This window comes from Geodermatophilus sp. DF01-2 (genome assembly GCF_004571065.1).
Taxonomy (GTDB): Bacteria; Actinomycetota; Actinomycetes; order Mycobacteriales; family Geodermatophilaceae; genus Geodermatophilus.
In genome coordinates this window covers 1-24,048 of record NZ_SPQN01000067.1, presented here as the reverse complement: position 1 = coordinate 24,048, position 24,048 = coordinate 1, and the positions used below count along the sequence as shown (strand labels likewise).

Below are 24,048 nucleotides of genomic sequence, written 5' to 3'. Positions count from 1 at the left end.
GGGTGTGTGGATGCCCCAGGTGTGCGACAGGTCGACGATCTTCACTTCTCTCCTCTGAGCTGTTCGGGTGGAGCAGATGGTCGGGTGGGTCGGTTCAGCGCATGACCCGCAACGAGCCGACGGGGTCGACGACCGTGCCCCGCTCCTGCTCCTCCGCGGCCCGCAGCAGGTGGTAGGCGAGGACGAGGTCCTGCTCGACGCTGCCGATGCTCTTGAAGACGGTCCGGCGCGAGCGGTCGCCCGCCGGGGTGGCCAGGTAGTTCCCGAGCAGCTCGACCGAGCCTGCGTCCCAGCCCGCCGCGACCGCCTCGAGGCAGTCGCCGGACTCGTGCGTGGCGTCCGGGGTGTCGACGACGACGCTGTCGGCGGCCGTGAACACGTCGCCGAAGAGCTCCCGGTGCACCGGCTGGGTGGAGCCGATGGCGGCGACCAGGCCGACCTCCGCGACGTCGGCGGCGTGCAGGAAGGCGTTGTGGTGCGAGGACGTCGCCACGTACAGGACGTCGCAGCCGGCGATCGCCTCGGCCTGGCTGGGCACGTCCTCCACCGACACACCGAGCTCGGCGGTCATCTGCTGAGCGAAGGCGGCGCGGTTGGCCGGGGTCGGGCTGAAGACCGCGGCCTCGTGCACCGGAACGGCGCCGGCGATGGCCCGCAGCCCCTCCCGGGACTCCTCACCCGAGCCGATGAGCCCGACGCGCACCGGGGCGTCGCCGGCCCAGTGCCGCACGGCGGCCGCGGCGGTCGCCGAGGTGCGCAGGCTGGTGATCCGGCGCCCGTCGACGATGCCGAGGGCGTCGCCGGTGGACTCCCGGAACAGGTGCACGTGGTAGCGCACCCGCTGGCCGACCCGGTGGAATTCCTTGTAGCCGAGCAGATCCAGGTCGCTGATCGTCCCGGCGAGGATGCGCATCCAGGCCACCGGGCCGTTGACCTGCACGCGGCCGGTGGTGATCCGGCCCGCGGTCACCAGCCGGGCGGCGTCCTCGGCGGCGGCCAGGCCGACCGGCACGGTGGCCAGGGCATCGACGTCGTCGCCGTCCAGCAGCCGCACGGGGGCGGTCTCGGTCGTGGTCGCGGCGGTCATCGGGGGTTCCGCCCGGCGTAGAAGAGCGCGTCGTCGTCCTGCGTCACGTCGAGGCCGGACTTGACTGCCGCGGTGCGCAGCGTCGCCATCTGGGCGGCACTGATCCGCATGTGCGGCTGGCGGATCGGGCCGCCGTTGTAGCCGTTGAGCCAGCCCTGGTACTTCCAGTGCATCCGGGGCACGAGGCCGCTGTTGGCGACCAGCGGGGTGCTGACCTGTGCGTGCGCGCGCCGGGCGGGGGCGATCTGCCAGTACAGCTCCATGCCCTTGTCCCAGGTCGCCTTGTCCGAGAGGAGCTCGAACATCTGCGGCACGACCGGGCCGAACGTCTCGTAGTTCGAGGTGCCCATGAACTGCATCCCGTAGGTCGGGATCCAGGCGGGGGCGTTGAACTCCAGCGGGTCGGTGACGACGACCTCGCCGGTGAACCGCTCGAACACCGCGGCGATGCCGCCGACACCCGGGCCGCCGACCTCGTTCTTGATGGCGACGACCTGCGGTATGGAGTCGACCATCTGCTCCAGGAGCCAGACGGGGAACCCGGCCGGGTGCAGCTTGCCGAAGTTCCACTGGTCCATCGCGAAGATGATCACGCCGAGGTCGGCCGCGTCGGCGACGGCCTTGGTGAAGCCGAGCACGTCGTCGAGGCTCGAGGGGTTGAAGTACAGCGGGTACGACGGCATGAGGAGATCGACCCCGGCCGCGGCCCCGTGCTCGGCGGAGGCGATGGTGTCGGCGAGGGTCGGCTGGCTGGCCTGCAGCACGGTGACCAGGTCGCCGCCGGCCTCGTCCACCACGATCTCGGTGAACTGGCGCATCTCCTCCGCCGTCGTGCCGGCCTCGGAGACGAGCAGGACGCCGGTCATGCCGTGCTGCTTCTCCACGGCGACGTCGTGCCGGATCGCCGCCTCGTTCAGGCCGCTCAGGTCGCTGGTGAAGGTGGGGCTGACACAGCCACAGCAGCCGCGCAGCGACTCCAGCACCCAGGCCCGGGCCTCACCCGCGGCGTACTTCGTCGTCATGCGTGTCGTCGTCCTCTTCGGTCGGTCGTGCGGTGGTCAGGTCGGTCAGTGCGCGCAGGAGCCGAGCGCCGGCGCGGCGGCCAAAGGTGCGGGCCGGGCGGCGGCCGCCTCCCGGAGGTCGGTCAGGCGGTGCTCCACCGCGCTGGGATCGGTGCCGGGCACGAGGGCCCAGAGCGTGTCCTCGCCGAGTTCGGTGGCCAGGGCCGTAGCGGCGTCGGCGACCGCGGCCGCGGTGCCGCCGGCGACCACCCACGGCACGCCGGGCAGGCGGCGGGCCAGCGCGGCGCCGAGCGCGAACTCCGCCGGGTCGTCGACGGCGAGCACCAGCGCCTCGGGCGTCGCGTGCACCAGCCGCCGGTGGACGACGGCGTCGTCGCATCCGGCCGGCGAGGCCGGATCCGCCCACAGCACGTCGACGCCGGTCATGCCGGGCGCGTCGAGCGCGGCGAGCAGGCCCGCGGTGTCGCTGGAGACCAGGGTGACCGGGCCGCCCGCGGTGGTCAGCGCACGCGCCACGGCGAGAGCCGTGCCGGCCGGGGCACCGGTGACGAGCGCGTTCACTGCGCCGTCCCGTCGCCGTCCGCTCCGTGGCGCTCGAACGCCTGGACCGTCGTCGGGTCGTCCGGCCCCAGGGGGGTCTCGAGGCCCTTGCCGACCTGCAGCGGGTCGGACCAGGTCAGCGCCTCGAGCGCGAGCGCGTCCAGCCGGACGGTGTGCTCGTGGCCCATGGACCGGATCTCGAGCCGCTCGCCGTTGCGGGTGGCGACCTTGCGGATCGCTACGGAGGCGAACTCGTTGGAGACGATGATGGCGGGTTCGTGCGCCTCGTGAGCGTTCACAGCAGGATCCTCAGCTGCGGGAAGTCGATGACGACCTGGTCGAGCACGACCCAGCGGCGAGCCAGGATCAGCTCCCCGTCGCGGCGTTCGATCCGGTCGGTCCGCTCGCCGGTGATGTACTTCGGCAGGTCGGACTGGCGGGTGCCGACGAGGGCGATGTTCGAACGAACCTCGTAGACGTCCGGGTCGTCGGTCAGCCGCACGCGGACGTTGGTGACCAGGTGCCGGAACCGCACCGGCGGGTTCTCGCCCCAGGCGGCCTCGTAGATGTCCTCGTCGAAGCGGCGGAACCACTGGGTGGTCATCGACCACCGCGACTCGTCGATGAGCAGGCTGCGGTCGTCGTAGTGCGGCTTGAACGGTGAGTCGGGGGTGCGCGGCGTCGGGACCTGGTACACGAAGTCCTCGGCGACGATCTCCACCCACTCGTGGAACTTCCGGTCGTCGAGCAGCTCGCTCTCGTAGGCGAGGAACTGGCTGATCTCCGAGTGCAGGATCGCGTCGCCCAGCCGGGCGCGCTTCACGTCGGCGCGCGAGCCGACCACCTCGGCGGTCATCGGGCCGCTCCGGTGCCCGCGGCGTCCCCGGCCGGGAGGTCCATCAGCTCCGACCAGCGGCGGTGGAAGGCTCGGATGGTCCGCTCCGTCTTGTCGCCGTCGACGACGTTGCCGGGCCAGCCCAGCTCCGGCGGCGCCTCGGGGTGGTGCTTGCCGCCCTCGATGATCACCGGCAGCGTCCGCGAGACGTCGCCGACGCTGGCCTCGGAGATGCCGACGAAGTTCTCGGTGTCGTCGATCTCGAACAGGCCCGACGGGCCGTTGGTCCGGAGGTAGGCCAGCCGCGACAGCCGGGCCCACTCCGGGTCGGCGCCCTTCGGTGCGAGGAAGAACCACAGCTGCTCGCTGGTGGTCGCGTCGATCGGGTACCGCACGGTGATCCGGGCGTAGCGGGCGTGCAGGTCCGGGCCGTCGACGTTGGTCTTGAAGTTCTCGATGAACGACATGTTGGGGAAGACCGACCCGTGTCCGACCGACAGGCAGGACATGGCCTGCTGCTGTTCGGGGCTGAGCATCCGGTCGAACCCCGCCCACATCTCCTTCGGGTAGCCGAAGTAGTGGTTGCCCTGCAGGCGCAGCGGCAGCCGCTGGATGCGCATGGTGTGGCCGTTGCCGGCGTCGACGGTGCGGCCGGTGAACTTCGGCGCAACGTCGTCGGCGAGTTTGACCAGGTCCTTCTGCGTGGCGAACAGGCCGAGGTCGAACGCCGACGAGTGGGTGATCGTGGTGTGGTACCCGTCGCCGGAGAGGTTCTCGCCCTCGGTCTTCCAGTTGGCCTTAACGATGTTGCGGACCGGCGTGCCGACGACTTCCATCCCGTTCGGGTGCTTGCCGAAGATCAACTGCAGGTACCAGAGGATGTCGCCCAGGTAGTCACGCAGGGAGGGCGCCTCGGGGTCCCAGGTGGCGAAGATCAGACCGAGCTCGCTGTCGACCTGGGCCGGCGAGAACAGCGGCAGCTTCTTCTTGTCCAAGCCGCCCTTGCCGTAGACGTCGGCCTGGTAGGTGACGCCGCGCAGCTCACCGGTGTTGGCGTAGGTCCAGCCGTGGTAGCTGCAGCGGAAGTGGGAGGCGTTGCCACTGTCTGCGCGACAGAGCGGCACGCCGCGGTGCCGGCAGGTGTTGAGGTGCACGCGGACCTGGCCGCTCTCGTCGCGGACGACGATGACCTGGTCGCGGCCCATCTTGCGCAGCACGTAGTCCCCCGGCTCGGGGATCTCGCTCTCGTGCGCGACGTACTGCCAGCAGTGCCGGAAGATCTGCTGCATCTCCCGGTCGAAGACCTCGTCGTCGCCCCAGCTGCGGCGCGGGACGGTGAACTCGCCCGGCACCTCGACCATCGTCATCGTTGGCCCCTCTCCCTCGACCGTGCGACTGCCACGCCTCATCTTTGTCCCTTGTCATACAGAAGTGCAAGACTCCCGACGCTTCTGCTGGCAGGACTGGGCCTCAGAGACTCCCGTCGCGAGAGACTCCCCTCGCGGAGGCGTGAGTAATATGTATGTCCAACTACGACGAGAGGCTCCCATGCACGGACGTCTCCCCTGGCCTCGGCCCGACGAGTTGGACCCTGCGCGGCGCGCGGTCTACGACGCCATCGCCGGCGGTCCGCGCGCAGCGGGTCCCCAGGTCTTCCGGCTCACCGATGACGAGGGTCGACTCGAGGGGCCTTTCAACGCCATGCTGGTCAGCCCGGGCGTCGGCCTGGCCCTGCAGGAGCTGGGGGCGGCCGTGCGCTACCGCACGTCGCTGACGGACCGGGCGCGGGAGATCGCCATCCTGGCGCTGGCCGCGCTGCGCCGCAGCGATTTCGAGTGGTACGCCCACGAGCGGGTGGGTCGGAGGGCCGGTCTGTCGGACGACGAGATGGACGCGGTGCGGCACGGCCAAGTGCCTCAGACGCTGTCGGACGCGGAACGCGCGGTCCTCGAGATCAGCCGGGCACTGACCGTCGAGGGCGACCTGGGCGACGACGCTTACGCGGAGGCCGAGGCGACGCTCGGCCGGGAAGCGCTTGCGGAACTCGTCGTTCTCGTAGGCTACTATGATTTGCTCGCGCTCTTGCTGCGCGTCTTCCGCACCCCCCTCCCGACCGGTGAGGCCTTCCCCTTCGAGACGGCAGTGACGCGATGACCTCCACGGATCCGGCCACCACCCCCGCCCTGCAGCGGGTGGGCAACGGCTCGCTCACCGGCCGCACGACCAACACACTGCTCGACGCGATCCTGAACCGGCAGTTCCCCGACAATCGGCTGCCACCGGAGCCCGAGCTCGCCGAGCAGCTCGCGGTGAGTCGGACGACGATCCGGGCCGCGCTCCAGTCGCTGGAGCGACTCGGCGTGCTGAGCCGGGCACCGGGTCGCGGCACGATGGTCCGCGCGCACGTCGGTCGCGAGAGCATCGTGCTGCAGCGCCTCATCGGCTTCCGCGGCCTGCTGATGGAGCGGCACGACGACGTCCAGGTCAACCAGCGCTACTGGCTGCGCGACCACACCGACGAGATCGGCACGCGGACGCTCAAGGTGCCGACCGAGACGCCGGTCATCGTCAGCGAGAAGACCTTCGTCGCCGACGGCCACCCGGCCATCCACATCTCCGACCAGATCCCGCTCCAGTACTGCGCGCCCGCGCTGCAGGAGCAACTCCTCAGCGGCGGCGAGGTTCCGGCGCAGGACTCGATCTTCGAGTTCAGCCGGTCCTGGCCCGGCCGGGAGATCGACCACACGGTGGTCGAGCTCATCCCCGCGGTCGCCCCGGCGGAGCGCACGACGCTGCAGCTGGAGGACGGCACACCGTTCATGCGGCTGCTGGAGACGCACTACAACGTCGCTGGGGAGCCGGTCGCGATGAGCGAGGTGCACGTCGATGACCGGTACGTGCGCTTCAACGTCGTCCGGCACGACTGACGATCGGCGATCGCCGTCCGCAGTACGGAGGAGGGTGTGGGCCTGAGCGGGAGCCCAGCGGCCGGCGACACGCGGATCCGGGTCAACGGGGCGGACCACTGGACAAGCGGCCCGAAGGGGACTACGCCAGGACGTCCGGCTCCGCCGCGTCTCTTCGCCCGTCGGTCACCGGGTCGGCACCGCGTACCGACTGGTGGTGGCGATCCGGTTCCATGCGTTCATGACGACGACCAGCCACGACACCGCGGAGAGCTGGGCCGGCGACAGCACTACCGCCGCCTCGGCATAGGCGTCGTTCGGGACCCGGCTGTCCCCGCGATCAGGGTGATGCTCTCGGCCAGCGCCAGCGCCGCGCGTTCCTGCTGGGTGAAGAAGCCTGTCTCGCGCCATGCGGGAAGGACAGCCAGCCGCTCCGGACGCTCCCCGTGGGCGAGCGCCTCCCGGGAGTGGAGCTCGAGGCAGAACGCACAGCCGTTCAGCTGTGACGTCCGGATCTTCACGAGGTCGACGAGCGACCGCTCCAGGCCGGCATCGGTGGCGCTCGCCTCGACCTCGGTCGCCCACGCGCGCATCGCGCGGTAGGCGGCCGGGGTCTCCTTGCCGAGGTGGACGCGGTTCACGTAGCCGTGATGCCGGGGTCGACGATCCGATCCAGGTCCGCCGACTCGTCGTCCCGGCCGCGCCGCCTGCCCACGAGCGGGCGGATCAGCACGTTGATCAGGATGTGCAGGACGATCAGCATCACGATCCCGACCATCATCGGGTTGTCGACGACGGTGGCCCAGGCCGGCGACAGGCCCTCGGTGAGATCTTCGGGTAGGAACAGCAGCCCCAGCGAGATGATGAACGAGGGGGCCGCGACGGCCATGTTCAGGTCGTCCCACTCGACGTCGGCGAGCAGTTGCACACCGCTCATCGCGATGACGCCGAACAGGATCGTGGACGCAGCCGCGAGGACCGGCGACGGCAGCCCGGCGATGAACAGGCCGACCGGCGGGATGAAGGCAAGGACGAGGGCCGCCACGCCGGCCGCCGCCGTCACGAAGCGGCTGCCGACGCCGCTGACACGGACGATGCCCGCGTTCTCCGGGTAGGAGGTCGTCCCGATACCGCCGAAGAGGGCGCCGACGCTGGTGCCCAGGAACTCCGTGAACAGGCCGCGGTTGGTGCGCTCCAGGCTGACCTTCTCCGCGCCCCAGCTGCCGACCAGGCTGTACATGCCCGCGGACTCGGCACCGGCCTGCAGGAAGGCCAGCAGCATGAGGAGCACCACCGACCACTGGACGCCGAAGCCGAACGGCAGCGGCTGCGGGGCGCTGATCACCGAAACCCCCTCGGCGAAGGAGGGGCTCCAGATGCCGGCCATCGCGGCGGCGATCGTGCCGACCGCGATGCCCCAGACGATGGCGCCGCGCTTGAGCACGCTCTGCCCGCCGAAGATCATAAAGGCAAGGACGGCCAAGACGGTGAGCACGCTGATCCAGAAGCTGAGCGCCCCGTAGCCCGGCGTTCCGGGCACCCCGAACCAGCCGCTGAGCCCGATGGTGGCCAGCTGGGCCCCGATGATCACGAACAGCGTGCCGAAGACGATGGGCGACGACGAGAACCGAGCCAGCTGCCCGAAAAGCCCGAACTTCTTGATCGGGATCGCCAGCGCCATGCTGATCAGGCCCGCCACGACCATGGAGCCGAAGGCGGTACCGAGACCGAACGCGGCGCCGGACGCGACGATCGCGACGAAGAAGACCGCAGTGGGCCCCTGCACGATGGGCAACTTCAGCAGGCGGCTGGACTGGAGGATCGTGACCAGCCCGGTCAGCAGGAAGCAGCCCTGGACGATGTAGCTCACCTCGACCTGGGTGAGCTCGAGGGCCTGCCCGATGAGGACCGGGAAGATCCAGATCCCGGTCAGGGCCAGCAGGTGCTGCAGCCCGAACAGGCCGGTGCGGGCCGCGGGGAGCTTCTCGTCGAAGCCGACCTTCAGGACGGTCGGACTGTTGGCCTTCATGCGAACCCTCCTGGCAGTACGAACGGCGGGCACGAGCGACCGCAGCCGCTCACTTCGACGTCGTTGAAGTGAAACAGCCCTCTGCGGTGGAGTAAACCCTCCTCAGTGCAACGGTTCTCAAACACCCGCTCGGTGGCCACGAGCCACCGACACCCGGGTCGGGACCCCTGGATTTCCCGGCAGTACTTCAGCGGGGCTGTACAAGCTCTTGCTGGACTGCAATGCTGTGAGCCGCCTCACGATGCAGACACGGAGCCGGAGCAACTCGTCCGAGCTCCTGCCCGGTCCGACATCGCCGTCGGAGCAGCCCACAGGTAGTGGAAAGAGGTCTTTCATGTCGACAGACGCCGCACTGGGCAAGTACTGGCACCCCATCGCACGCAGCGAGGACGTCCCCGAGCAGCCGGCCCGGTTCGCCCTGCTGGGCGACTTTGTGGTGGCCTTCCGCGACGAGCAGGGACCGGTCGCCTTCAAAGACATGTGCATCCACCGCGGCGCTGCGTTGTCGCTGGGCTGGATCAAGGAGGGCACGCTGACCTGCCCCTACCACGGCTGGCAGTTCGACCGGACCGGGGCGTGCGTCAAGATCCCGTCGCGCTCGCCGGACGCACCGATCCCCGCGGTGGCCCGGGCGATCCCGTTCCGCGCGCAGGACCGGTACGGCCTGCTGTGGGTCGCCATGGAGGAGCCCGAGTTCGACGTCCCGCCGTTCCCGGGCGACGTGTTCGGCGCCGAGGGCTGGCGGGAGTTCCTGTCCTACCGGGAGGTGTGGAAGACCTCCGCCGCGCGGGCGGTGGAGAACTTCATGGACTTCTCGCACTTCCCCTACGTGCACCCGAACCTGCTGGGCACCGAGGACAAGGCCGAGGTCGCGCCCTACAAGGTGACCAAGACCGGCGACGGCCTGCGCTACACCTTCTCCCAGGAGGAGCCCAGCGAGCTCTACGGCAAGGGCGGCAAGCAGGTCGTCGAGTACGAGTACATCATCCACCTGCCGTTCACCATCCACCTCAAGAAGGTGGAGGCCGACTCCGGCGCGACCACGATCATCTCGATGGCCACGACCCCGCTGACGGAGAAGACGGCCGAGCTCTACGTCTGGATCCTCCGCAACCACTCCCTGGACGCCCCGGACCCCCAGTTCGGCGACTTCACCAACACGATCATGGAGCAGGACCGTGTCGTCGTGGAGAGCCAGCGGCCGGAGGGCATCCCGGACAACCTCAAGGAGGAACTCCACCTCAACCCCGCTGACGCTGCGGCGCTGGTGTACCGGCAGAAGCTGATCACCATGGCCAAGGTCGAGCCGCTGGGACCGTACGGAGCGTGAGCACCGTGTCCGCTGTACGACCGGTCCGCGTCGTCGCGGCCGATGACATCGCGCAAGGCGTCCGCCGGCTCAGGCTGCGCTCGGTCGACGGTGCGCCGCTTCCGGCCTGGGAGCCGGGGGCGCACATCGACCTCCTCCTGCCGTCTGGCCTGGTTCGGCAGTATTCGCTCTGCGGCGTCCCCGACGAGCTGAACGAGTACGAGATCGCGGTGCTCCGCGAACCCGAGGGCCGGGGTGGGTCGGACGAGGTGCACCACGTGCTCCAGGTGGGCACCGAGCTGTCCATCGCCGGGCCGCGCAACCGCTTTCCGCTCCACTCGGCGAAGCAGTATCTCTTCATCGCCGGCGGCATCGGGATCACGCCGCTGCTCCCGATGATCGACGAGGTCCAGCGCCGGGGATCCGACTGGCGGCTGCTCTACGGCGGCCGGTCCCGCGCGACGATGGCCTACCTCGAGCGGCTCGCGGAGTGGACCGATCGGGTGGAGATCCGACCGCAGGACGAGTTTGGCCTGTTGGACCTCGAGCAGGCGCTCGCCGCACGCCCGGGGGGGCTGGTCTACTGCTGCGGACCCGAGCCCCTCCTTCGGGCGGTGGAGTCCCGGTGCGAGCAGGACCGGCCACCCGGATCCCTGGTCGTCGAGCGGTTCTCCGCCGGTGAGACGGCGCCAACCCTCGGTGCGAGCGAAGCAGCCTTCGAGGTGCAGCTGGGCGAACAGGGTCCCGTTCTCCGGGTCCCTGCCGACCAGTCGATCCTCAAGGTCCTGCAGGACGTGGACGCCGACGTCCTCTACTCCTGCGAAGAAGGCACCTGCGGAAGTTGCGAGACCAGGGTCATCTGCGGTCGACCGGACCACCGGGACTCGCTGCTCAGCGAGGAGAACCGCGACGACGGGCTGATGCTCGTCTGTGTCTCCCGCTCGCTCGACCCACGCCTGGTCCTGGACGTCGAGGCACCGCCGCAGCTCGCGGACGGGGATGTTCCTCGCCGTGACTCCGCCTGACCCCAGGGCCTCAGCAGCCCCCTGTTCCGCGCTCATCGGCGACACAGCACATTCACCAGCTCCTCAGGAGAAACGGCATGTCCTACCGATCCAAGACCCTCGTGGCTCTGTCGTCGCTGGTTGCGATGACGCTCACCGCCTGCGCCATCGGGGACGGGGGTGGTGCCGGTGCAAGTGGAAGCGAGAACGGTGGCGGCGAGGAAACCATCGAGATCGGACTCGTGCAGGAAGCCCGTCCCGACGTCGAACCGTGGAGCCTCGCCTGGCACAACGCCGTCCAGGAGATGATGGCCGAAGACTCCGGCATCGAAGTCACCGAAACCTTCGAGGCCTACGACGCCACCCGTGCCGAGCCCGTCATCCGCCAGCTGCTCGAGGGCGGGGCAGACGTCATGGCGCTCTCGAGCTTCGTGCTGACCGACGTGGCGAAGACGGTGGCGACCGAGTACCCGGACGTCCCCATGGTGCTCACCTCCTTCGGTGAGCCGCAGCAGCCCAACCTGTCCCTGGCCACCGCGAGCTATCTCGAGATCGGCTACGCGACGTGCTGGTTGCTCACGAAGCTGTCCGACGACGGCCGGATCGGCTACGTCGGCGCGCAGGAAGCACCCTTCGAGGTGGAATCGCTCGAGGGATGCGAACTCGGCGCTTCGGCGGCGAACCCGGCTGCCGAGGTGACCGTGGTGAACAGCAACAGCTTCACCGACGTGCAGGCCAACCGCGAACAGGTCCAGGCCCTGCTCGACCAGGGCATCACGGAGATCTTCCTCGGCTCCGGCACCGAGGACGCCGTGGGGGGCCTGCGGCTGTGCGAGCAGAACCAGGCGCACTGCGCCACCTGGGGAGGCGACGCCCGCATGTGGGCGCCGACCGCGAGCGTGCTCACCGTGATTCTCGATTGGTCGCTCGTTCTCGAGGACCTGGTCGAGCAGGCACGAACCGGTGACCTCGAGGCCGAGGTCTTCAACCTCACCTTCGGCAACGACGGCCTTCAGGTCACCGACTTCGACAGCACCGACGCCGTGAGTCCGGAACTCCAGGCCGAGTTCCAGCAGGTCATCGAGGGGCTGGCGAGCGAGGAGATCACCCTGCCGGAGAGCACCGTGCACCCGGGCTTCCGCTGACCGGCACGCCCAGCACGTCGAAAAGCCCGCCCGATGACATCCACCCCGGCCATCGCGAACGGCACACGACTCATACGGAAGGAGGTCGATGACATTGTCCGAGATGACATTGCCGGAAACAACGCTGCCCGACACGCGGCTGGTCCTCAGCGGGATCACCAAGGCCTTCGGTAGCAATCAGGCACTCGGCGGTGTCGCGGTCGATCTCAGGCACGGCGAGGTCCATGCCGTCGTGGGCGAGAATGGCGCCGGCAAGTCGACGCTGATGCGGGTTCTGGCCGGCCACATGGCCGCCGACGCGGGCAGGATGGTCCTCGGCGGTCAGCAGACCCGCATCGACCGGGCCACTCCCGGTCACCGGGAGGGGATCGGGTTCGTCGAGCAGGAGGGCGGCCTGGTCGCCGAGTTGACCGGCGCGGAGAACCTGATCCTCGCCGAGGGACGCGGCTTCTGGTCGGACCGCAGGAATGCCGGCCGCCGGATCCAGGAGGTGGCCGACAGGTTCGGCGCCACCGTGGATCCCGACGTCCCGGTGCACGCGCTCTCGGTCGGTGAGCGTCAACGGCTGGAGATCCTGATCATCCTCGCGCGCGGTGCCGACATTCTGATCCTGGACGAGCCGACCGCCGCACTGGCTACGCAGGACGCGGAGACCCTGAGCGAGATCGTCCGCGGATTCGTCAGCGATGGCGGTTCGGTCTTCTACATCAGCCACAAGCTGCACGAGGTGAAGGCGATCGCGGACCGGATCACGGTGATGCGCCGAGGCGTCGTGGTGGGGCATCACCGGTCCGCCGACGTCACCGTGGCGGACCTGGCCGCCGAGATGGTGGGCGAGATCGACCAGGCAGGACTGCGGCGTCTGTCGCAGGACCGCGATCCGGCCCCGGACGACGACCTCATCGAGGTTGCCCTGGGCGCCCGTACCCAGGCCGCGCACCGGAGGTCCTCGGAACCCGTCTGCGTCCTGCACAACGTCTCCGCCGCCGCCCCGTACCGGGGCGAAGCCGCCCTCGAGGGGCTGGACCTGCGGGTCCATGCCGGCGAGGTCGTCGGCGTCGCCGGCGTGGTCGGCAGCGGCCAGAGCACCCTGGCCGAGGTGCTGGCCGGGCTCATCCGCCCCAGCTCGGGGCGCGTCGAGCTGCCCCCCGGCCCCGTGGCCTACGTGCCGGAGAACCGGCACCGCGATGCGATCGCCCTCTCCTTGAGCATCCGCGACAACCTGGTGCTGCACAGTCACCGGCGGCCCGGCTTCCGGCGCGGCCCGTGGTTCAACCGCGCCGTCGTGGACCGGCACGCGACGGAGGTTCTCGCCGGGGCGCGTGTCCTTGGAGCGGGACCGGAGCAGCCGGTCTCCAGCCTGTCGGGCGGCAATCAGCAGAAGCTGGTGCTGGGCCGCGAACTCGACGAGGGGCCTGCCCTGGTGGTGGCGCACAATCCGTTCCGGGGCCTCGATGTCCGCGCCATCCAGGACGTCCGGGAAGCGGTCCTGGGTGCCTGTGAGCGGGGCGCCGGCGTCGTCATGATCAGCCCCGATCTGGACGAGATCCTGCAACTGGCCGACCGGGTGGTCGTGCTGTTCGGCGGCCGGATCATCGGCGAGGTCGGAGCGGACGACGTGGACAGCCTCGGCCGACTGATGGGAGGCGTGGCATGACGATCTTTGCGCTGCGTTCGCCTGTCTCCGGCTCGGCGGCCCGACTGGGCAGCCTGAAGATCGTGGCGGTCGTCGTCGCCGTCACCGGCCTGGTGGCAGCTCTGCTGGCGGTCGTGGGCGTCAACCCGCTCGCCGCCGGCATCGCGATGTGGAACGCCTCGTTGGGCACGCCGCGCGCGGTGGGAGAGGTTCTGGTTCGGGCGACCCCGCTCCTGTTGATCGCCGCAACGCTGGTCCCCTCACTCCGGGCCGGCATCTACAACATCGGCGCGCCGGGCCAGCTGGCAGCCGGGGCGTTGGCCGCGACCCTGATCGCGCTCAACACCGCGGACCTCCCCACGGGGTTGGTACTCCTGTTCTGCGCAGTTGGCAGCTGTGTCTCCGGCATGCTGATCGCGTTCGTCCCCGGGCTGCTCAAGGCCCGGTGGAAGGTGAACGAGATCATCTCGACCCTGGCCTTCAACTTCATCGTCATCGCCGGTCTCGGCTACCTGCTCAACGGCCCGATGCAGAGCGATTTCGCCAATCTTCCCCAGTCGGATCCGCTCCCCGCGAGCAGCAGTCTGCCGACGATCATTCCCGGGACCCGTGCACACATCGGCCTGATCGTGGCGATCGTCGCAGTTCTCCTGTTGTGGGCCTTGCAGCGGTCCCGACTCGGCTACCGGCTCCGGGTCTTCGGGGCCAATCCCTCGCTGGCGAGGCAGGCCGGCGTCGATCCGCGACGGTACGTCGTCTGGTTGATGACGCTCGGGGGAGCCGGCGCGGGGCTGGCCGGGTGGATGCAAGTGGCCGCCGTGGACCACCGCCTGTACACGAGCATCGCCGAACCGGTCGGCTACGCAGGCCTCTTCGTCGCCTTGCTCGGTGCTCTGCACCCGGTCGGGATCGTTCTTGCCGCGCTGGGCCTGGGCATGCTTCTGCACGGTGGCGAGTCGCTGCAGGTGGGCGCCGGCGTCTCCCCCGAGATCGTTCACGTACTCCTGGGGCTGATCCTCTTTGCCTATGCGGCGCGAAGCCCCCGAGGCGCCGCACTTCTCGGAAATGCGAAGGGGGTGATGAGCCGATGGAGTTCCTCGAAGCAGTGACCAACAGCGCGGTCCGGCTCATGGTGCCGCTGCTCCTGGCGGCTCTGGGAGAATTGATCTCCGAGCGCGCGGGAGTCATGAACATCGGGCTGGAGGGAATGATGGCCGCGGGCGCCTTCGCCGCCTATGTCGTGGCAGTGCAGGCGTGGGGGGTTCCGACCGCGATCCTCATCGCAATTCTCGCCGGCACCGTCGTAGCGCTGCTCATGGCGGCAGGCTCGGTATGGATCAAGGGGAATGCATTCCTGATCGGGTTCGCCCTGTTCGTCCTCGTGCCGGGTGTGACCAGTTTCCTCTACATCCAGGGCGGCTGGACCGGCGGCACGCCCGCTCTCCCGACCCTGTCTATTCCGCTGCTGTCCGAGATCCCCGTCATCGGCTCCGCCTTGTTCTCCCAGAACGTGTTCTACTACCTGGCGATCTGCCTGACGGTGATCGTCTGGGCCATGTTCGCCCGGACACGTACCGGGTTGAACATCGCCGCGGTGGGTCACAGCCCCGCGACGGTGGAGACCAAGGGTGTCTCACCGCGACGTGTGCAGACCTGCGCGCTCATCGCATGTGGCGCCCTGGCCGGCCTCGGTGGAGCCGCGCTGTCGCTCGGCGCGATCGGCTCGTACGTGCCCGACATCGTCGGCGGACGGGGCCTGATCGTCATCGCCATCGTCATCCTCGGGCGATGGACGGTCTCGGGAGCGGCCGCCGGAGCCTTCTTGATCGCGGTCCTTGACGCACTCCAGTTGCGGGTCGCCGAATACTCGGACATCCCCCTCCAACTGCTCGGCGCGCTGCCGTGGGTGGTCGTCATCCTCATGCTCATCGTGAGTGCACGGATGCGTTCCAACGCCCCGCGCACACTCGCCCACTAGCGACGTCCCGAGCCAACCTGAAGAACAGGAGATCGACGTGCCCGACTACTACCTCTACGGAGAACGACGCACGCTGCCGGCCGGCCCGGCGTACGACGCCTACCTCGACGCCGCCCGCACCGCCGTCGTGTCCATCGACATGCACGAGGGTCACCTGTCCGAGGACCCGGACTGCCCCTGCCCGGCTCCCCGGGCCCGGGCGATCGTCGAACCGATCGACGCGTTCCACGACCGCGCGCGGGCACACGGCGTCCGGGTGATCCACGTCCGCACGGGCCTGCGCCCGTCGGGTGCGGACGACGTCCAAGGCATCCCGAGCGCCTGGCGGCTGGGCTTCAGCGACTGGGTCGGCGGGATCCCAAACGTCGACGAGCACGGCATCGAGGGCAGCAAGTGGAACCAGTTCCGCACCCGGGTCGAGCCCGGGGACGAGGTGGTGAACAGCAAGAAGCGGCTGTCCGCGTTCTACCCGACCGACCTGGACTTCCTGCTCCGGCAGATGGGGATCACCACCATCGTCCTGACGGGGGCGATGACGGACTGCTGCATCCTCAACACCGCCTTCGACGCCTCGAACCGCAACTACCGGGTCATCACGGCCCGCGACCTCGTCGCCGGGACCAACGACGAACTCGAGGACGCGGCGCTGAAGATGATGTCGCTGAACACCGGGCTGGTGATGGACGGGGCTGACATCGTCGAGGCCTGGGCGGCCCGGCAGCGCAGGAGCAGTGCGGCCTGACGGTCGCACCACAGGAAGCGGGACAGCAGAGCAATGACCCTGTCGAGCGGGCCCCGTGCCCAGCCGGGCTCACGGGCGGCAGAATGACGACCGTGGTGACGACGAACGGGGCGGATGCGGACGACCAGGCCGATCCGGCTCCGTCATCGGCTGCCCTGAACACCGAACGGACGATCCGCCGGGTCGGCGGCCAGATTCGCCGTCTGCGTGCCGCGCGAGGTCTGAAGCTCCAGGACGTCGCGGACCGTACCGGCGTCAGCGTGTCGATGCTCAGCATGCTCGAACGCGGCGTCGCAGGTGGCTCGATCGGCACCCTCGTGGCCGTCTCCTCGGCGCTCGGCGTGCACATGTCCGACCTCTTCGAGCACGAGGCCGAGGAGAAGTCCCCGGTCCGGCGACTGGCCGACCAGGTGCAGGTCGAGACGGCGGCCGGCGTCCTGCGGCGGCTGGCCCACCACGACGAGGCCAGCGGGCTGGAGATGGTCGTCAACGAGTACGCGCCCGGCACCTCGAGCGGTGCCCGCCCGGTGCACCACGCGGGCACCGAGTACGGGATCGTGATCGAGGGCGAGCTCGTGGTCGAGGTCGAGGGCATCCGCCACGAGCTGATCACCGGCGATGGGATCACCTACGCGTCCGGCCGTCCGCACCTCATCAGGAACGAGGGCTCCCGCACCGCGCGCGCGGTCTGGGTCAACCTCGGCGCGTAGACCGGGGAACCAGCGGGTCTCTCCCCGTATCGAGGCTTCCACCCGCCCGTCTAGTTCAATAGCATTGAACCTTATTCAGGGTCCAGGAGGAGACGACGTTATGAACGCACTGACCGGCAACGAAGTGCTGGTGGTGGCGCGCGAAGAGTGGGGCGCCGACCTCGGGCTGGTCGAGGGCGACGGCGCCTTCCGCGAGATCGTCGGGCCGCGCCTCGGCGCTCGCGAGCGCAGCATGCACCACGTGTCCCTCGGGGCCGGCGCACGCACGGTCGGCCTGACCCACCCCGGCGACGCCGTCTACTACATCGCGGAGGGCACCGCGGTCGTGCGGGCCCCGGGCGGCGAGGAGTCCGGCCCGCTGACCGCCGGGGCCATGGTGCACATCGCCGGTGGCAGCTCGTACTCCCTGAGCAGCGACGGCGGCGCGATCCTCCTCGGCGGCCCGAGCCCCGTGGACCCCGGCCTGTACGACGGCCGTTCCGTGCGGAGCATGCCCGGCGCGTCCAGCGGCATCTCGGTCCACCACCAGGACCAGCCCGGGCTCATGGTGCCGTTCATCTCCTCGGACGCGCGCCTGGTCGTCTGGCTCGGCTCCGGGGCCCGGACGGCCAACATGAATTACGTCGTCCTCGAGCCGGGCGAGCGCAACAAGGAGCACGTCCACCGGTACTCGGAGGACACCATCCACATCCTCGAAGGGCGCGGCACGGCCGAGGACCTCACCCACGGCCTCCGGCTGCCGGTCGGCCCCGGTGACACCGTGCACATCAAGCCGGGGACCTGGCACGCGGTCACCGCGGACCGGGGCGAAAGGGTGGTCAGCGTGGGTGGGCCCTGCCCCGCGGACCTCGACATGCTGCGTGCCGTGGGCGTCGACGTCGACGCACTCGTCGGCACCGACGACGTGGTGGTAGCGAGCGGCGAACCGGCCTGATGTCCCCGACGCCGAGGAGGAGGTCCCGATGAAGCCGAGCAGCTTCGACTACGTCCGACCGAACACCCTGCAGGAGGCGCTCGAGCTCCTCGCGGACGGCACCGAGGACAGCAAGGTCATCTCCGGCGGACAGAGTCTCGTCCCGATGATGAACTTCCGGCTCGCCCGCCCGGCGCGGTTGGTCGACATCGGCCGGCTGAGCGAGCTGGAAGTCATCCGAACCGTGGACGACCGGGTGCACGTCGGCGCCCGTGTCCGGCACGTGCAGCTGCAGAACACGCCGCTCGGCGGGCCGCTCGGCTCCCTCCTGCGGCGCAGCGCCGCGCTCGTCGGCCACCTGCCGATCCGCACCCGCGGCACCTTCGGCGGCAGCCTGGCGCACAGCGACGCCGCCTCCGAGTGGTGCCTGCTGACCCGGCTGCTCGACGCCGAGATCACCGTGCGCAGCATCCGCGGCGAACGGGTCATCCCGGCGGCCGAGTTCTTCGTGTCGGTCTTCACCACGGCCATGGAGCCCGACGAGCTGCTCACCTCCGTGGCGCTGCCGGTGCTCCCGGACGACCACCGCACCGGCATCGCGGAGTTCGCCCGCCGCGCCGGGGACTTCGCGATCGTCGCCGTCCTCGGGGACGTGACCGTGTCCGACGGCACGGTCACCGCCGCCCGCATCGCCATCGGCGGGGTCGACGACAAACCGTTCCGCTCCGCGGCCGCCGAGAAGGCGCTGCTCGGCGGTACCTTCGGGCTCGACCTGCTGCAGTCGGCCGCCGAGGCCGCGGCGGACGAGGTGGACCCGCCCAGCGACGCGCACGGTGACGCGGTCTACCGGCGGGACCTCGTGCGGGCCCTGCTGCCGCGCGCCCTCGCGGCCGGTGCTGCCGCATGACCCCGCGCACGGCGACGACCGCACCCGCCGACCTCAGCGCGCCGACGTCCCCGCCGGCCGAGCCGCCCACGTGGACCGGTCAGCCGGTCCGGCGGGTCGAGGACCCGGCCATCCTGCGCGGCTGGGGCACCTTCGTCGGCGACGTCGCGGCCCGCGACGCGACCTGCCTGTACGCGGCGTTCGTCCGCAGCCCCGTGGCGGCGGGCCGGATTCGCTCGATCACGGCGCCGCCCGGCGTCCGGCTGATCACCGCCACCGACCTCGCGGGTGTGCGGCCGATCGCCCCGGAGCTGAAGCGCCCCGACTACGTCCGGGTGGAGATGCCGGTGCTCGCGACCGACGTCGTGCGCTTCGTCGGCGAGCCGGTGGCCCTGGTCCTGGCCGAGAGCGCCGCCCTCGCCGAGGATGCACTCGACTCGGTCGCGGTCGACATCGAGCCCACCCCCGCCGTGCTGGACGCCGCGGCGGCGGTCCGGCCCGACTCGCCGCTGGTCCACGACGCCGCCTTCCCCGGGGACCCGAACACGACGGTCGACGCCCGCCTCACCACCCCCGGCTTCGACGCCGCCCTGCAGAGCGCCGCCACCGTGGTGGAACTGGAGGTGAGCTGCGGCCGGCAGAGCGCTATGCCGATGGAGGCCCGCGCGTCGCACGCCGCGGTCGACCGCGGCACCGGTCGGGTCACCCTGCACACCGCGACCCAGATGCCGCACGTCGTACGCACCGGCATCTGCGACTGCCTGGACCTCGACGAGGACCTCTTCCGCGTCGTCGCCCCCGACGTGGGCGGCGCGTTCGGCGCCAAGATGTCGCTGGCCCGCGAGGACGTGGCGCTCGTCTTCCTCGCCCGCCGCCTGCGCCGCAACATCGCGTGGATCGAGACTCGCGAGGAGAACTTCCTCGCCGCCTGGCACAGCCGGGAGCAGCGCTACCAGCTCACCGCCGCCTTCACCGAGGACGGCGTGCTCACCGCGCTCGGTGCCGACATCGTGGCCGACGTCGGCGCCTACTCCTGTTACCCCGTGACCTTCGGGGTCGAGCCGCTCATGGCGTTCGCCGAGCTGCCCGGCCCGTACACGATCGCCGAGTACTCGGTCCGGTCCCGGGCGGTGCTGTCCAACAAGTGCCCGATCGCGCCCTACCGCGGGGTCTCCCGCCCGGTCCAGACGCTGGCGACCGAGCGAATCATGGACGTCGCGGCCCGGCGGCTCGGGTTGGACCCGGTCACCATCCGCCAGCGGAACCTGGTGGCCACGTTCCCCCACACGACCCCGACGGGGCTCGTCCTCGACCAGGCCAGCCACCAGGAGGCACTGGTGGAGGCCGCCCGCCAGGTGGACCTGCCGGGCTTCCGGGAGCGGCAGGCCGCGGCCCGCGCCGAGGGGCGGTGGCTCGGCATCGGTTTCAGCTGCTTCGCGGAGCGGACCGGCTATGGCACCCCGGCGTTCGCCGCCCGGAGCATGGCCATCACTCCCGGCTACGAGCGGGTCAACATGTCGATGGACCCGTCCGGCGGGGTGGTCCTGCGGATAGGGGCCTCGCCGCATGGGCAGGGCCTGCGGACCTCCCTGGCCCAGCTCGTCGCCGACAAGCTCGGCCTCCGCCCCGAGGAGATCCGGGTCGTCCACGGCGACACCGACGCCACCCCGTACGGGTGGGGCAGCTTCGGCAGCCGGGCCATGGTGATCGCGGGTGGCGCCTCGTCCCGGGCCGCCGACACCCTGCGCCAGCGGCTGATCGACATCGCGGCCGACCAGCTCGAGTGCGCCCCCGAGGACGTCGACCTTCGGGAGGGACAGGCGACCGTCCGCGGCACCGGGATCGGTCGGCCGATCAAGCAGCTCGCCCGGCTGGCCCACCACAACTCCCACCTGCTGCCCGCGGGCGAGCTGCCGTCGCTCGAGGTCTCCGCGACCTACGACCCGGGTGGCACCTTCTCCAACGCCTGCCACGTCGCGGAGGTGGAGGTCGACGAGCTCACGGGGGCCGTGCAGATCACCCGCTTCCTCGTAGTCGAGGACGCCGGCCTGCTGGTCAACCCGGCGATCGTCGACGGCCAGGTGCACGGCGGGGTCGTCCAGGGCATCGCCAACGCGCTCTACGAGGAGCTGCTCTACGACGACCGCGGCATCCTCGTGACCACCTCGCTCATGGACTACCTGCCGCCCACGCTCGCCGAGACCCCCGACATCGAGATCATCCACCTGGCCTCGGTGTCCGACGCCACCCTGACCGGCGCCAAGGGGGTCGGCGAGGGCGGCACGATCGGCGCCCCCGCCGCCGTGCTCAACGCGGTCTCCGACGCGCTCTCCCCGCTGGGGATCGAGCTCACCCACCTGCCCGCGACGCCCAGCCGCGTCCGTACCGCCATCCGCACCGCCCAGGCGCGGCTCTCCTCGGAAGGGGCCCTCCGATGACCGCCACCGTTCCGCTCCGCCTGCTCGTGAACGGTGAACGGCACGACATCTCCGTCGAGCCGCGGCGCACGCTCGCCGACGCCCTGCGCGAGGACTGCCAGCTCACCGGGACCCACCTCGGGTGCGAGCACGGGGTCTGCGGCGCCTGCACCGTCCTGCTCGACGGCCAGCCGGCCCGTGCCTGCCTGATCTTCGCCGTCCAGTGCGAGGGCGTCTCGATCCGCACCGTCGAGGGCCTGTCGGCCGACGACGAGAACCTCCACCCGGTGCAGCAGGCGTTCTGGGACCACCACGGTCTGCAGTGCGGGTTCTGCACGCCCGGCTTCCTCATGCTCGCGGCGGGAACGCTGGAGGAGGACCCGGAGCGCAGCGACGAGGAGCTGCGCGACATCCTGTCGTCCAACCTGTGCCGCTGCACGGGCTACCAGAACATCCTCGCCGCGACCCGCGCCGCCGCGGCGCAGATGCGGCCGTGATCGGGGCCTCGGTCCGGCGGATCGAGGACCCGGTCCTCCTCCGGGGACAGGGCCGGTTCGCGGCCGACGTGGACTTACCCGGCCAGGTGCACATGCGGGTGGTGCGCTCCCCCGTGGCGGCCGGCCGGCTCACCGGCGTCCGGGTCGCCGCCGCCCGGGCACTGCCCGGCGTGGTGGCGGTCTGGACCGGCGACGACGTCGCCGAGCTGCCGCCGATCGGCTTCCGGCTCACCGCCCAGGAGTCGATGCGCCCCTACCGGCAGCCGGTGCTGGCGCGGGATCGGGTGCGCTACGTCGGCGAACCCGTGGCCGTTGTCTTCGCCGACTCGGCCTACGTCGCCGAGGACGCCGCCGACCTCGTCGAGGTCGACGTCGAGACCGACACCGCCGTGCTGTCGATGGACGGCGACCCCGTGGCCTGGCCGACCTACCCGGGCGCCGGAGGCTCGGAGACCACCCTGAGCGAGTCGCTGACGTCCGAGATCGGCTACGGGGACGTCGAGGCGGCGTTCACGGCCGCCGAGCGGGTGGTCGAGGTCGACGTGCGGGTCGGCCGGCACACCGGCGTCCCCATGGAGTGCCGCGGCGCGGTCGCCCACGTGGAGCCCACGACCGGCGTGCTCGTCATGGACGGCGCGGCCAAGGTGCCGTTCTGGAACCGCGACGCGATCGCCGAGATGGTGGGCCTCCCCCCGCAGCGGGTGGCGCTGCGGGAGGGGCACGTCGGGGGCGGCTTCGGCCCGCGCGGCGAGTTGTACCCCGAGGACGTGCTGGTGTGCCTGGCCGCCGTCCGGCTGGGCACCCCGGTCAAGTGGGTCGAGGACCGACAGGAACACCTGGTAGCCACCAATCACTCGCGCGATCAGCGGCACCGGCTCCGTGCGGCGGTCGACGCCGATGGCGTGGTGACCGCCCTCGATGGCGAGTTCTGGCTGGACCAGGGCGCCTACGTCCGCACGCACGCGGCCACGGTGCCGTCGCTCACCGCCTCGATGCTGCCCGGGCCGTACCGGGTCCCGGCCTACCGCATGCGCGGGCACATCCGGATGAGCAACAAGACGCCGGCAGGGACCTACCGTTCCCCCGGCCGGTACGAGAGCACGTTCGCCCGCGAGCGGCTGATGGACGCCGTCGCCGCGGAGTTGGGCCTGTCCCCCCTCGAGGTTCGCCGTCGGAATTTCATCCCGGCCGCCGAGATGCCCTACTCGAGGCCGCTGCAGGCGATGGGGACCGAGCTGACGTACGACTCAGGCGACTACGCACTGCTGCTGGACCGCATGGAGCAGCGGTGGGACCTCACCGCGCTGGCGGAGGCGGTCGCGGCCCGCCGGGCGGCCGGGGAGCTCGTGGGCATCGGCTTCGGCTGCTTCGTCGAGAAGAGCGGGCTCGGCCCGTACGAAGGCGTCCGGATCAAGGTCGACGCGGCCGGCTCCGTCCAGGTCGTCACCGGCGCGTCGTCGGTCGGCCAGGGCGTCGACACCGTGCTGGCTCAGGTCGTCGGTGACGTCCTCGGCGTCGGTCTCGACGCCATCCGCGTGGTCCGGGGGCAGACGGAGCACTTCGACTACGGCCGCGGCGCCTTCGCCACGCGGCTGTCGGTGATGGCCGGCTCCGCGACCGTGCGCGCGGCCGAGGCGCTGCGCGACAAAGCCGTGGCGGTCGCCGCGCACGAAATGGAGGTAGACCCGTCCGACCTGGAACTGGTCGACGGGGTCGTGCGGGTGCTCGGCGATCCGGGATCCTCGATGTCGCTCGGCGAGGTCGCCCGGCTCCTGGAGCCGGTCGGCGCCCACTCGCTCGGCATGGAGCCCGGCCTCAACGCCGACGGCTGGTTCCACACCGACCACATGACCTACCCCTACGGCATCCACGCGGCGGTCATCCGCATCGATCCGGGGACCGGTGAGGCCCGTATCGAGCGCTACCTGGTCGGCTACGACGTCGGCAAGGCGCTGAACCCCGTCCTGGTCGAGGGCCAGATCGTCGGCGGCGTCGCCCAGGGCATCGGCGGCGCGCTGCTCGAGCAGTTCCTCTACACCGACGAGGGACAGCCGCAGTGCACCACGTTCATGGACTACCTGCTGCCCACGGTGCACGAGATGCCTCCGGTGGAGGTCATCGTCACCGAGGACGCGCCGAGCCCGCTCAACCCCCTGGGCGTCAAGGGCGCCGGGGAAGGCGGGACCAACGCGGTCGCCGCGACGGTGGCCGCGGCCCTCGACGACGCCCTGGAGCGCCCCGGCGCCATCACCTCCGTCCCGGTCACCCCGGCCCGACTCCGAGCCATCGTCGCCGCGGCCTCCGCACATCCGCGCCCGCGCACCACCACCACTAAGGAGAAGCAGTCGTGAAGATCGTCGACCTGTCGCATACGTGGGGTATTCACACGCCG

Annotated in this window: 23 protein-coding genes; 15 read left to right on the top strand and 8 right to left on the bottom strand. The window is 70.6% G+C overall.

The window, feature by feature from the left end:
• Nucleotides 1–94: 94 nt before the first annotated feature.
• Genes E4P41_RS16280 through E4P41_RS16255 form a run of 6 tightly spaced genes read right to left on the bottom strand, consistent with a single transcriptional unit; the run spans nucleotide 95 to nucleotide 4,851 of the window.
• A complete protein-coding gene (locus E4P41_RS16280; RefSeq protein WP_135142316.1) occupies nucleotides 95–1,087 on the bottom strand; it encodes an ornithine cyclodeaminase in 993 nt (330 codons plus the stop codon).
• A complete protein-coding gene (locus tag E4P41_RS16275; protein WP_135142315.1) occupies nucleotides 1,084–2,109 on the bottom strand; it encodes a dihydrodipicolinate synthase family protein in 1,026 nt (341 codons plus the stop codon). The genes E4P41_RS16280 and E4P41_RS16275 overlap by 4 nt, the downstream gene beginning before the upstream one ends.
• 45 nt (nucleotides 2,110–2,154) lie before the next feature.
• On the bottom strand, nucleotides 2,155–2,670 hold the full coding sequence (locus tag E4P41_RS16270; protein WP_135142314.1) for a hypothetical protein: 516 nt from the start codon (nucleotides 2,668–2,670) through the stop codon (nucleotides 2,155–2,157).
• Nucleotides 2,667–2,948 (bottom strand): hypothetical protein, encoded by a 282-nt coding sequence (locus E4P41_RS22740; protein ID WP_209307755.1) that lies wholly within the window; start codon nucleotides 2,946–2,948, stop codon nucleotides 2,667–2,669. The genes E4P41_RS16270 and E4P41_RS22740 overlap by 4 nt, the downstream gene beginning before the upstream one ends.
• Complete coding sequence (locus tag E4P41_RS16260; protein ID WP_135142313.1) at nucleotides 2,945–3,505, bottom strand: aromatic-ring-hydroxylating dioxygenase subunit beta; 561 nt, start codon at nucleotides 3,503–3,505, stop codon at nucleotides 2,945–2,947. Before E4P41_RS16260 ends, E4P41_RS22740 begins: the two co-directional genes overlap by 4 nt.
• Nucleotides 3,502–4,851, bottom strand: coding sequence for a Rieske 2Fe-2S domain-containing protein (locus E4P41_RS16255; protein ID WP_167761122.1), 1,350 nt, complete (start codon nucleotides 4,849–4,851; stop codon nucleotides 3,502–3,504). The genes E4P41_RS16260 and E4P41_RS16255 overlap by 4 nt, the downstream gene beginning before the upstream one ends.
• A gap of 181 nt (nucleotides 4,852–5,032) precedes the next feature.
• Between E4P41_RS16255 and E4P41_RS16250 the strand changes: the two genes are divergently transcribed.
• Together E4P41_RS16250 and E4P41_RS16245 are read left to right on the top strand one after the other, a co-directional pair.
• Nucleotides 5,033–5,638 (top strand): carboxymuconolactone decarboxylase family protein, encoded by a 606-nt coding sequence (locus E4P41_RS16250; protein ID WP_135142311.1) that lies wholly within the window; start codon nucleotides 5,033–5,035, stop codon nucleotides 5,636–5,638.
• Complete coding sequence (locus E4P41_RS16245) at nucleotides 5,635–6,411, top strand: GntR family transcriptional regulator (protein WP_135142310.1); 777 nt, start codon at nucleotides 5,635–5,637, stop codon at nucleotides 6,409–6,411. The genes E4P41_RS16250 and E4P41_RS16245 overlap by 4 nt, the downstream gene beginning before the upstream one ends.
• A 269-nt stretch (nucleotides 6,412–6,680) precedes the next feature.
• On the opposite strand, the gene E4P41_RS16240 is transcribed toward E4P41_RS16245, so the two are convergent.
• Nucleotides 6,681–7,031: a carboxymuconolactone decarboxylase family protein gene (locus E4P41_RS16240; RefSeq protein WP_245177406.1), complete on the bottom strand. Its 351-nt coding sequence runs from the start codon at nucleotides 7,029–7,031 to the stop codon at nucleotides 6,681–6,683.
• Nucleotides 7,028–8,419, bottom strand: coding sequence for a solute carrier family 23 protein (locus tag E4P41_RS16235; RefSeq protein WP_135142309.1), 1,392 nt, complete (start codon nucleotides 8,417–8,419; stop codon nucleotides 7,028–7,030). The genes E4P41_RS16240 and E4P41_RS16235 overlap by 4 nt, the downstream gene beginning before the upstream one ends.
• 334 nt (nucleotides 8,420–8,753) lie before the next feature.
• Between E4P41_RS16235 and E4P41_RS16230 the strand changes: the two genes are divergently transcribed.
• The 13 genes from E4P41_RS16230 (at nucleotide 8,754) to E4P41_RS16170 (ending at nucleotide 24,007) form a co-directional block, all read left to right on the top strand.
• A complete protein-coding gene (locus tag E4P41_RS16230; RefSeq protein WP_167761121.1) occupies nucleotides 8,754–9,749 on the top strand; it encodes an aromatic ring-hydroxylating dioxygenase subunit alpha in 996 nt (331 codons plus the stop codon).
• Nucleotides 9,746–10,753 carry a PDR/VanB family oxidoreductase gene (locus E4P41_RS16225; RefSeq protein WP_209307754.1) on the top strand — a complete coding sequence of 336 codons (1,008 nt, stop codon included), beginning with the start codon at nucleotides 9,746–9,748 and terminating at the stop codon, nucleotides 10,751–10,753. The genes E4P41_RS16230 and E4P41_RS16225 overlap by 4 nt, the downstream gene beginning before the upstream one ends.
• A 77-nt stretch (nucleotides 10,754–10,830) precedes the next feature.
• The gene (locus E4P41_RS16220; protein ID WP_135142307.1) at nucleotides 10,831–11,877 is read left to right on the top strand and encodes a BMP family ABC transporter substrate-binding protein; all 1,047 of its coding nucleotides are present in this window, start codon (nucleotides 10,831–10,833) and stop codon (nucleotides 11,875–11,877) included.
• 88 nt (nucleotides 11,878–11,965) lie between these two features.
• A complete protein-coding gene (locus E4P41_RS16215; protein ID WP_135142306.1) occupies nucleotides 11,966–13,534 on the top strand; it encodes an ATP-binding cassette domain-containing protein in 1,569 nt (522 codons plus the stop codon).
• Nucleotides 13,531–14,622 (top strand): ABC transporter permease, encoded by a 1,092-nt coding sequence (locus tag E4P41_RS16210; RefSeq protein ID WP_135142305.1) that lies wholly within the window; start codon nucleotides 13,531–13,533, stop codon nucleotides 14,620–14,622. The genes E4P41_RS16215 and E4P41_RS16210 overlap by 4 nt, the downstream gene beginning before the upstream one ends.
• The gene (locus tag E4P41_RS16205) at nucleotides 14,601–15,491 is read left to right on the top strand and encodes an ABC transporter permease (protein WP_135142304.1); all 891 of its coding nucleotides are present in this window, start codon (nucleotides 14,601–14,603) and stop codon (nucleotides 15,489–15,491) included. The genes E4P41_RS16210 and E4P41_RS16205 overlap by 22 nt, the downstream gene beginning before the upstream one ends.
• A 37-nt stretch (nucleotides 15,492–15,528) precedes the next feature.
• On the top strand, nucleotides 15,529–16,233 hold the full coding sequence (locus tag E4P41_RS16200) for a cysteine hydrolase (protein WP_135142303.1): 705 nt from the start codon (nucleotides 15,529–15,531) through the stop codon (nucleotides 16,231–16,233).
• Between the two features lie 83 nt (nucleotides 16,234–16,316).
• The gene (locus tag E4P41_RS16195) at nucleotides 16,317–16,943 is read left to right on the top strand and encodes an XRE family transcriptional regulator (RefSeq protein WP_135142302.1); all 627 of its coding nucleotides are present in this window, start codon (nucleotides 16,317–16,319) and stop codon (nucleotides 16,941–16,943) included.
• 100 nt (nucleotides 16,944–17,043) lie between these two features.
• Nucleotides 17,044–17,877, top strand: a complete 834-nt coding sequence (locus E4P41_RS16190; protein ID WP_167761119.1) for a cupin domain-containing protein — start codon at nucleotides 17,044–17,046, stop codon at nucleotides 17,875–17,877.
• A 28-nt stretch (nucleotides 17,878–17,905) separates the two neighbouring features.
• Entirely contained in the window at nucleotides 17,906–18,763 is an 858-nt protein-coding gene (locus E4P41_RS16185) for a xanthine dehydrogenase family protein subunit M (RefSeq protein ID WP_135142300.1), read from the top strand.
• Entirely contained in the window at nucleotides 18,760–21,180 is a 2,421-nt protein-coding gene (locus tag E4P41_RS16180; RefSeq protein ID WP_135142299.1) for a xanthine dehydrogenase family protein molybdopterin-binding subunit, read from the top strand. Before E4P41_RS16185 ends, E4P41_RS16180 begins: the two co-directional genes overlap by 4 nt.
• Nucleotides 21,177–21,656: a (2Fe-2S)-binding protein gene (locus E4P41_RS16175; protein WP_135142298.1), complete on the top strand. Its 480-nt coding sequence runs from the start codon at nucleotides 21,177–21,179 to the stop codon at nucleotides 21,654–21,656. Before E4P41_RS16180 ends, E4P41_RS16175 begins: the two co-directional genes overlap by 4 nt.
• Nucleotides 21,653–24,007, top strand: a complete 2,355-nt coding sequence (locus E4P41_RS16170; RefSeq protein WP_135142297.1) for a xanthine dehydrogenase family protein molybdopterin-binding subunit — start codon at nucleotides 21,653–21,655, stop codon at nucleotides 24,005–24,007. The genes E4P41_RS16175 and E4P41_RS16170 overlap by 4 nt, the downstream gene beginning before the upstream one ends.
• Nucleotides 24,008–24,048 lie beyond the last annotated feature (41 nt).

Bases quoted from the DNA above. Each gene is read 5' to 3' on its own strand.
- E4P41_RS16280 (WP_135142316.1), bottom strand. From the start codon at position 1,087: ATGACCGCCGCGACCACGACCGAGACCGCCCCCGTGCGGCTGCTGGAC.
- E4P41_RS16275 (WP_135142315.1), bottom strand. From the start codon at position 2,109: ATGACGACGAAGTACGCCGCGGGTGAGGCCCGGGCCTGGGTGCTGGAG.
- E4P41_RS16260 (WP_135142313.1), bottom strand. From the start codon at position 3,505: ATGACCGCCGAGGTGGTCGGCTCGCGCGCCGACGTGAAGCGCGCCCGG.
- E4P41_RS16255 (WP_167761122.1), bottom strand. From the start codon at position 4,851: ATGACGATGGTCGAGGTGCCGGGCGAGTTCACCGTCCCGCGCCGCAGC.
- E4P41_RS16250 (WP_135142311.1), top strand. From the start codon at position 5,033: ATGCACGGACGTCTCCCCTGGCCTCGGCCCGACGAGTTGGACCCTGCG.
- E4P41_RS16245 (WP_135142310.1), top strand. From the start codon at position 5,635: ATGACCTCCACGGATCCGGCCACCACCCCCGCCCTGCAGCGGGTGGGC.
- E4P41_RS16235 (WP_135142309.1), bottom strand. From the start codon at position 8,419: ATGAAGGCCAACAGTCCGACCGTCCTGAAGGTCGGCTTCGACGAGAAG.
- E4P41_RS16230 (WP_167761121.1), top strand. From the start codon at position 8,754: ATGTCGACAGACGCCGCACTGGGCAAGTACTGGCACCCCATCGCACGC.
- E4P41_RS16220 (WP_135142307.1), top strand. From the start codon at position 10,831: ATGTCCTACCGATCCAAGACCCTCGTGGCTCTGTCGTCGCTGGTTGCG.
- E4P41_RS16215 (WP_135142306.1), top strand. From the start codon at position 11,966: ATGACATTGTCCGAGATGACATTGCCGGAAACAACGCTGCCCGACACG.
- E4P41_RS16210 (WP_135142305.1), top strand. From the start codon at position 13,531: ATGACGATCTTTGCGCTGCGTTCGCCTGTCTCCGGCTCGGCGGCCCGA.
- E4P41_RS16205 (WP_135142304.1), top strand. From the start codon at position 14,601: ATGGAGTTCCTCGAAGCAGTGACCAACAGCGCGGTCCGGCTCATGGTG.
- E4P41_RS16195 (WP_135142302.1), top strand. From the start codon at position 16,317: ATGACGACCGTGGTGACGACGAACGGGGCGGATGCGGACGACCAGGCC.
- E4P41_RS16190 (WP_167761119.1), top strand. From the start codon at position 17,044: ATGAACGCACTGACCGGCAACGAAGTGCTGGTGGTGGCGCGCGAAGAG.
- E4P41_RS16185 (WP_135142300.1), top strand. From the start codon at position 17,906: ATGAAGCCGAGCAGCTTCGACTACGTCCGACCGAACACCCTGCAGGAG.
- E4P41_RS16180 (WP_135142299.1), top strand. From the start codon at position 18,760: ATGACCCCGCGCACGGCGACGACCGCACCCGCCGACCTCAGCGCGCCG.
- E4P41_RS16175 (WP_135142298.1), top strand. From the start codon at position 21,177: ATGACCGCCACCGTTCCGCTCCGCCTGCTCGTGAACGGTGAACGGCAC.